The organism is Flavobacteriales bacterium, from assembly GCA_013001705.1.
Taxonomy (GTDB): Bacteria; Bacteroidota; Bacteroidia; order Flavobacteriales_D; family JABDKJ01; genus JABDLZ01.
In genome coordinates this window covers 1-8232 of record JABDLZ010000010.1, presented here as the reverse complement: position 1 = coordinate 8232, position 8232 = coordinate 1, and the positions used below count along the sequence as shown (strand labels likewise).

Below are 8232 nucleotides of genomic sequence, written 5' to 3'. Positions count from 1 at the left end.
TCCAAGTCCTTCCAAGAAAAAGTCATCCCTGCACTGGAGAATGTGTATGAGAATACCTTGAGGAACTTCTTATCGGGAAAAAGACCGGGATGGTTGGTCGCCTCCATGTTCGGTCTTCTCTTCTTTTCCTTCATCCTACTCGGGGTATTTACTCCCAAGGTCTTGTTCTTCCCTGAGAATATGCCGCAGTATCTCAATGTGTACATAGAGATGCCCATCGGAACGGATATCGAGAAGACCAATGCCATCACCAAGGAGGTAGAGGATATTGTTCTGACCAATCTGGAGGAACCAGCCATAGTCGGAGGAGAGGAATTGGTCATCAACGATACGGTGATCACCAAATCATCTATCGTAAGCTCGATCATTGCTCAGGTAGGTGAAGGCACCAGCGATCCGGCTCAAGGACCTCAATTCGGAGATTCCCCCCACAAAGCCCGGATACAGGTCAGTTTCTTAAAGTATGCTGAACGGAACGGCATCAATACCAATGACATCTTAGAAGATCTCAGAGCGGCCATCAAGGGCTTCCCCGGGACCAAGATCACCGTCACCAAGAATGCCGATGGACCGCCTCAGGGGGCTCCGATAAATCTGGAACTCAGCGGAGATGATTATGAGCAATTATTGGTTGAGGCGGATGAACTCCGTCAATTCATCAATGAGGCCTATATACCCGGTATCGAAGAATTGAAATTGGATGTGGAGACCGGGAAACCCGAGATGCCCATCATCATCGACCGGGATAAGGCACGTAGGCTCAATGTCTCGACCTATCAAATAGGTGATGCTTTACGTACGGCTTTGTTCGGCAAGGAGATAAGTACCTATAAGGAAGGAGAGGATGATTATCCGATCATGCTCCGTTTCGATAGGAAGTATGCCTATGATGCCGATGCACTGATGGAGCAGCGCATCACCTTCCGCAATCAATCCAACGGGCGCATCGTGCAGGTGCCTCTCAGTTCTGTTGCAACTAAGGACAAGACCAGCACCTTCAGTGCGGTCAAGCGGATCGATCAAGAACGTGTGGTGACCGTATTTTCCAATGTACTGACCGACTATAATCCCACCGAAGTCAATGACCGAATACGTGAACTGCTCGAAGGCTACGAATTACCCGAGGGTGTCGACCTGTCATTCACCGGTCAGCAGGAAGAACAGGCCGAGGAAATGAGCTTCTTGACCACAGCGTTGATGATCGCAGTGTTCATGATCCTCCTGATCATCATCGCGCAGTTCAATTCTGCTTCCACCCCGCTGATCATCCTCACTTCGGTGGTGCTCAGTTTGATCGGGGTATTGCTGGGACTGATCGTCTTCCAGATGGACTTCATCATCATCATGACCATGATAGGAATCATCTCACTGGCCGGAGTAGTGGTGAACAACGCCATCGTATTGATCGACTATACCAAGCTCATAGAATCGCGTATGAAGGAGCGTCTGGGAATGGCACCCGAGGATAAATTGAATGAAGAACAGATGTTCGAAGCGGTGGTAGAAGGAGGAAAGAAAAGACTCCGCCCAGTACTCTTGACCGCTATCACCACCGTACTGGGACTCATCCCATTGGCCGTGGGATTGAATATTGATTTTGCCCGCTTGCTCACGCACCTGGACCCCAACATCTATATGGGTGGAGACAATGTGGTCTTCTGGGGACCTATGAGTTGGACGATCATCTTCGGATTGACCTTTGCGACCTTCCTCACGCTGGTCATCGTACCGGCCATGTACCTGCTCCTTTCGAAGATGAAAAGATGGATGGCAGGAGTTTGAGTTTGGCAAGGCTTTTGCATAACTACTGAACGCTGGCGAACCATTGTCGCGTTCCGCGGCAAGCCAGCGTCTAATTGGTTGTTTGGTTTTGGTTAGAGAGAGGCCTCCTTTATTGGGGGCCTTTCCTTTTATAAACCTTTAAGAACCAACACCTTCTGCCCTCTCCATGGCCCAAAAGACCATCAAGCACAATAGGATGCTCAGTAGGATATTGAGAATCAAGAAGCCGAAATTCCCTTGTTTGATCAGTAGAAAATTCTCCAAAGAGAATGTAGAAAATGTACTAAAACCTCCACACAGACCCACTACGATGAATAGTCGTTGCCATGATCCTTCAGGAAGTTTATCTGCAAAATAATACAGTCCGCCCGCCATGATGACACAGCTCAGCACATTGGCTGTGAGTGTACCCCAGGGAAAAGCCGATGGACTCAGTCGCAATACACCTAGAGAGACTAGGAATCGACAGAGACTGCCGATACCTCCACCCAGGAATACAGCTATGATCGCTTGCAGACTCACTCTTCGGATTCCAAAGGAGAAACTCGAGCATAGAGGATATACACTACCGATCCCAAGAAGATTCCCAATAGTGCCCCCGCTGTGACATCGGAAGGATAATGCACTCCCAAGTATACCCGACTATAGGCCACTACGGCCGCCCAGATGAACAAGGGGATCAAGAAGCGCTTATCATTCAGGGCTCTATACGTAAACACGGAGATGCCAAAGAAATTGGTCGCATGACCCGAAACAAAACTGAATCCACTCCCACAGCGGTCGTTCACTTTATGGACCAGGTCCATGATCTCCAGATTATTGCACGGCCTGTATCTGGCTACCAGAGGTTTGATGACGGTACTGCTCATCTGATCACAGACCAGGATCACGAGTGCAATGCCCATGGCAAAGTAGCCTAGGCCCTTCCATCCATATTTATGGTAGACCATATAGAGGAGGAATACATAAAGCGGGATCCAGAAGAGCTTGTTGCTGACCAGATACATCAAGGGATCCATGAATTCATGGTTCCAACCATTGATATACAGGAACAGGTCACGATCGATGGACTCTAAAGATTCGAACACGGCATTGAAATTATCGGTTTATCTCATTCCATATCATGTCCTTCAACTCCATGAGTCCTTCTTGGGCCACTGCGGAGATGAACACGTGAGGCACTCCTTCTGGAATAGTGGGACTCAACAGATCACGCATCTCAGCATCAGCCAGATCACTCTTGGTGATGGCCAGTAATCTGCCTTTATCCAGAAGTTCGGGGTTGTATTGCCTCAATTCGTTGAGGAGGATGTTGTATTGTTCTCCGATATCATCTGCATCGGCAGGTATCGTGAAGAGCAGGACGGAATTCCGTTCGATGTGACGTAAGAATCGCAATCCCAGACCTTTTCCCTGATGGGCATTCTCGATGATTCCCGGGATATCGGCCATGATGAATGATCGGTCATCCCTGTAGGGTACGATGCCCAGATTGGGAGTCAGCGTAGTGAACTCATAATCTGCGATCTCGGGTTTGGCTGCGCTGATGGAGGCCAACAAGGTGGATTTGCCCACATTGGGAAAACCGACCAGTCCTACATCTGCCAAGACCTTGAGCTCAAGGATACGCCATCCCTCTTCCCCAGGTATTCCAGGTTGTGCATAGCGAGGTGCTTGGTTGGTGGAGGTTTTGAAGTGGTTATTTCCCCTACCTCCCATTCCTCCTTCCATCAAGATACGTTCTTCTCCATGGTCTCTTATTTCAAAGAGTTCTTCCATGGTCTCCGCATCGCGTGCCACGGTTCCCAAAGGGACTTCCAGAATGACATCCTTCCCATCTGCTCCGGTCTTGAGGTTACCTGTACCGGATTCGCCATGATCGGCTTTGATATGCTTTTTGTACTTGAAATGAAGAAGGGTCCAAAGATTTCGGTTCCCCCTCAAAATGACGTGTCCTCCTCGGCCTCCATCGCCCCCATCGGGACCTCCTTTTGCGGTATTCTTCGATCGCAAGAAATGCGTGGAACCCGGTCCCCCATTTCCGGAGCGCAAATGGATCTTGACGTAATCAACGAAGTTTTTCTGGCTCATCGTAGAACAGATTCAAGATTCCTGATTCAATAGAAGATAGAGAAGGTCCTATGCAATGGCCTCAGCGAGACGTTCGGAGATGGCTTCGATGGAGCCTATTCCATCTACGGCCACGAATTTGCCTTGCTCCCGATAGTGGTCGGCCACGATGGCGGTCTCTCGTTCGTAGACTTTGATACGGTTGCGGATGACCTCTTCATTGGCATCATCGGCCCGACCGCTCTCCTTACCGCGTTCCAGCAGGCGCTCTACCAATTCTTCTTCAGGCACTTCCAGTGCAAGCATCTTATGGATGGTCGTTCCCTTCCTTTCCAAGAAGCCATCCAGTGCTACTGCTTGAGCCTCTGTACGCGGGAATCCATCGAAAATGAAGCCTTGGGCATCAGGATGTTCCTCTACCTCGGCCTCGAGCATACGTATGGTCACATCATCTGGAACGAGTTCTCCTTTGTCCATATAGCTCTTGGCGAGATTCCCTAATTCTGTACCTCCCTTGATATTGGTCCGGAAGATATCCCCGGTGCTGAGGTGTACCAGGTCGTGATCCTTGACCATACGGGTGCTCTGGGTACCCTTTCCAGCTCCAGGAGGGCCAAATAGTATGATATTCTTCATTCGTTTCTCGGTATCGGTGTCCAATACATAGATATCGTTCAGATTCCTCCCCAGACCATCATAGTCAAGTCCATAGCCGACCAAGAAGTCATTGGGGACCTCCAGTGCCACGTGATCGATGGGGTAATCTTTGATGTAGGCATCCGGCTTGAAAAGTAAAGTCGCGATGATCACACGCTTGGCATTGCGTGACTCCAGATCGAAAAGGATATTCTCTATGGTCTCTCCGGTGTCCACGATATCCTCGAGGACTACCACGGTGCGTCCTGCTATCTTCTCGTCCAGACCGATAAGACGCTTGACCTGTCCGGTAGATCGCGTGCCTTCATAGCTGGCCACCTTGACAAAGCTTATATCACAGGGGCCCTCGTAATTGGCGATGAGGTCGGATGCAAAGCGGAAGCACCCATTCAACACACCTAGGAAAAGAGGCGCGTCATCTCCGATATCCTTCTTCAAATGAGAGGCCATGGCGGAGATGGCCGCTTGGATGTGATCTGAGGGAATACTCAGCTTGAATTGCTTGTCGTGTAGTTGGACCTGACTCATAATGAGCAGGCGAAGGTACTGATATTTCAAGTCCCTGTGCAGGTATATCAGGCATCGCAGAAGGGTCTATCGGGACAACTTGGTCCTATGCATCCCTACCACATCGTGTGGAAGTGCTTCCACGGTTTCTTCACTTCCCAAGTAGTAGGATAAATTCTCAATACAGATGTTTTACCCTGATTATCAATGGGTTATCTCTATGCTTTCTAGAGAAAACATTCTTGGATAAGAATTCGCTCATGATAAGTCGATACCGATTCCCCGTGCGAGCGAGAATCAGAGTTGTAGAACCAGAGAAAGAAATTATACCATGAACAGACAAGCTATCATCGCCAGTGCCTTACTCCTCACCTTCATGATGCTCATCAGTACCTTTCTGATGGCCAGTGAGACCAACCTGAATCAATTCGATGACCGAGGTCTGAGGGATGGTTATTGGAAATTGACGGCTGCCATGATCGGTGAGAGTGACTATGCTCCTCATCAAGTAGTGGAAGAAGGCCTCTATATAGAAGGAAAGAAGAACGGAATGTGGACACGCTATCACAAGAATGGAAATCCGATGTACGAGATCACCTATGTGAATGACGTTCCTCACGGACCATACCGCACCTTCCAAGTAGATGGCGATGTAGAAGAGAAGGGTGCATGGAAACAGAAGAAGAATGTAGGCGAGTTCTATCGCTATCATGCCAATGGCACACTTGCTCAGCATTTCCAATTCGATGAGAACGGTGTGCGTCAAGGAGTGCAGTATTACTACTACTCCAATGGACAACTGGCTGTAGAAGTCACTATCAGGGATGGGCGCGAGCAAGGTCCCATGAAACGCTACTATCGAGATGGTAGACTGAAGGAAGTCAAGGTATTCGATCAAGGAGCTGTGATAGAGACTGAAGAGTTGGACATCCCAATAGCCAAGGTCGAATCCAAGCCTGTGAACACTCCGAAAAAAGAGAAAAAAGAAGTGCTCCGCACCAATGAAGCCCAGATGTTCCATGAGACCGGACACAATATCCTTTATAACAAGAATCGCCAGAAGACCCAGGCCGGGTACTTCAAAGACGGACGTCTCTGGGATGGAAAGTATTACCGCTATGATGAGAACGGAATCCTACATCGAGTTGAACTCTATCGCAATGGACGAGCAGTAGGTAAGGTCGCCCCTGAGCAGCAGGTATTCGAGTACTCCGTGCAATAGCCCTATTCCTGCTTTGGAACTGAGTTCTCAGTGCTCCTTCTCGTAGAAGATCTTATAGAATTTACGGCCATCCGGTTCGTGACCCCGCTCTATGAGACTCTTGTCCCCATGTATATAGACATGGAAATTCTTATCCAATTTCAATACGCTTTTGAATACGCGTGACTGTTTCTTGACCGCTTTATCAGAGATCTCGAAACTGTCTACCGGCTCCAGAGAATAGGATTGTCGGTACTGGTCCTCGAATCGATCGAAACTCTCTATTACGGCCTGATCCTGAAATATCTGTTGGGTGAACTCCTTTTTATCGAAGGCCTCATTCTCTTTGAAAAAATTGACCGAACGATTCAGTAGATCGATCTGCTCTGTGCGTTCCACCTCGAATTCCTCATCCAATTTCTCCGTGACATATTCCTTGGTGATCTGCATGAACTCCTTGGTGCGGTGATAGGCATCGTTGCACTCGATGATCTGTAAGAATTCATCATTCCAGAAGCGGGCCTCTACCCCACGCTGTGCGTTATGCACCAGCACCTTATACCCTTCCTCCCGATCCACATCGAAGATCAACACTCCTTTATCCAGTCCCTTTATTTCATAGCCTTCATCGGCCAGGATATCGTATTGCTCTTCGCCCGGCTCGGCCTTGATAAATGGTGCTGTCTGCTCGGATTTGAAGATTCCGATCATATCGAGTTCTTCCCCATTGAGGATGGCACCATCCATCTTGGCCACATGGAATTGTCCTTGTGGGATATTGGGATGCCGGCTCACTTCATATAGCAACTTGGCCAACGATTGGCTGCCTTCTAAAAATTCTACTTTCCGGTCGAAGAGTTCTTGGATGATTCCGAAGACCTCATTCATCTCTTGATCGACCGGGTGGGCGAATCGGAAGAATTCCTCGGCCTTGAACGGAGATAGGAAATAGGTCATCAAATGGGATAGGGCATCCTCCTTGATGCGACTCCCTGACTGGGAAAGTCCTAGACCTTCTTCACGGCCTTTATTACCCACGCGGTGAGTGACCAGATGGGTCAGTTGTACTTCTTCAAGATAGAGTGTGTCCATAGGGAGGACGAAAGTATGGATTGACGGTCATCATCCCGCCCAACCTTCTCTATCCAGACTCCGATATTGGATAGCCTCGGCCAGATGATCCGTCTCGATCTTTTCTGATCCGGCCAGATCGGCTATTGTACGGGAGACCTTCAATATGCGGTCATAGGCCCGAGCACTAAGTCCAAGTCTATCCATGGCCACCTTGAGCATCTCTGTGCCTTCAGCGCTGATCTCACAGTGTTGATTCAGCTCTTTCTTTCCCATGTGGGCATTGGCATGTATCTCCTTGTTGTCCTCGAATCGGTCGTTCTGGATCTGTCGGGCTTGGGTCACGCGCTCTCGGATGGGCGCACTTCGCTCGGTCTCCTGCTTGCTGGCCAATTCTGCAAATCCAACTGGCGTCACCTCAATGTGTAGATCGATACGATCCAAGAGCGGTCCGGATATCTTGTTCAGATATTTCTGTACCATCCCCGGAGGGCATACACAATCTTTCTCGGGATGATTGTAGTATCCACAGGGGCAGGGATTCATAGAGGCCACGAGCATAAAGGCAGCCGGATAATCCACAGAGAATTTTGCACGGGAGATATTTACCACCCTATCCTCCAATGGCTGTCGCATCACCTCCAAGACTGTTCGCTTGAATTCGGGCAATTCATCCAAGAAGAGCACTCCATTGTGGGCCAATGAGATCTCTCCGGGTTGTGGATAGCCTCCGCCTCCTACCAAAGCCACATCTGAGATCGTATGATGCGGTGAGCGGAAAGGACGCGTACTTATGAGGCCTTCTTCCTTGGAATTCTTCCCAACGATACTATGGATCTTGGTAGTCTCCAAAGCTTCATGCAGACTCAATGGCGGTAGGATAGTCGGCAGTCGTTTGGCGAGCATGGTCTTCCCCGCACCTGGAGGGCCAATCAGAATGACAT

General features: G+C 49.2%; 8 protein-coding genes. 2 read left to right on the top strand and 6 right to left on the bottom strand.

Going from position 1 to position 8232, the window contains the following annotated elements:
- Window positions 1-1782, top strand: a 1782-nt coding sequence (locus HKN79_00340) for an efflux RND transporter permease subunit (protein NNC81999.1), incomplete at its 5' end; no start/stop codon positions are given.
- A gap of 138 nt (window positions 1783-1920) precedes the next feature.
- Here HKN79_00340 and crcB read toward each other — a convergent pair.
- From crcB to HKN79_00320, 4 genes are read right to left on the bottom strand one after another with little or no spacing between them, the layout of a single operon-like run.
- Window positions 1921-2304, bottom strand: coding sequence for a fluoride efflux transporter CrcB (gene crcB, locus HKN79_00335; GenBank protein ID NNC81998.1), 384 nt, complete (start codon window positions 2302-2304; stop codon window positions 1921-1923).
- Window positions 2301-2870: a phosphatase PAP2 family protein gene (locus HKN79_00330; protein ID NNC81997.1), complete on the bottom strand. Its 570-nt coding sequence runs from the start codon at window positions 2868-2870 to the stop codon at window positions 2301-2303. The genes crcB and HKN79_00330 overlap by 4 nt, the downstream gene beginning before the upstream one ends.
- A 10-nt stretch (window positions 2871-2880) precedes the next feature.
- Window positions 2881-3873, bottom strand: a complete 993-nt coding sequence (obgE, locus tag HKN79_00325; protein ID NNC81996.1) for a GTPase ObgE — start codon at window positions 3871-3873, stop codon at window positions 2881-2883.
- Window positions 3874-3921: 48 nt separating this feature from the next.
- Complete coding sequence (locus tag HKN79_00320; protein NNC81995.1) at window positions 3922-5037, bottom strand: adenylate kinase; 1116 nt, start codon at window positions 5035-5037, stop codon at window positions 3922-3924.
- Between the two features lie 310 nt (window positions 5038-5347).
- On the opposite strand from HKN79_00320, the gene HKN79_00315 reads away from it, so the two are divergent.
- A complete protein-coding gene (locus HKN79_00315) occupies window positions 5348-6238 on the top strand; it encodes a hypothetical protein (protein ID NNC81994.1) in 891 nt (296 codons plus the stop codon).
- Window positions 6239-6265: 27 nt separating this feature from the next.
- Here HKN79_00315 and HKN79_00310 read toward each other — a convergent pair whose 3' ends face one another.
- Window positions 6266-7309 (bottom strand): nucleoid-associated protein, encoded by a 1044-nt coding sequence (locus HKN79_00310; protein NNC81993.1) that lies wholly within the window; start codon window positions 7307-7309, stop codon window positions 6266-6268.
- Between the two features lie 30 nt (window positions 7310-7339).
- The coding region (locus tag HKN79_00305; protein NNC81992.1) for a YifB family Mg chelatase-like AAA ATPase at window positions 7340-8232 on the bottom strand (893 nt) is incomplete at its 5' end.

Coding starts and splice junctions, on each gene's coding strand:
- HKN79_00315 (NNC81994.1), top strand. CDS start 5,348: ATGAACAGACAAGCTATCATCGCCAGTGCCTTACTCCTCACCTTCATG.
- HKN79_00320 (NNC81995.1), bottom strand. CDS start 5,037: ATGAGTCAGGTCCAACTACACGACAAGCAATTCAAGCTGAGTATTCCC.
- obgE (NNC81996.1), bottom strand. CDS start 3,873: ATGAGCCAGAAAAACTTCGTTGATTACGTCAAGATCCATTTGCGCTCC.
- HKN79_00310 (NNC81993.1), bottom strand. CDS start 7,309: ATGGACACACTCTATCTTGAAGAAGTACAACTGACCCATCTGGTCACT.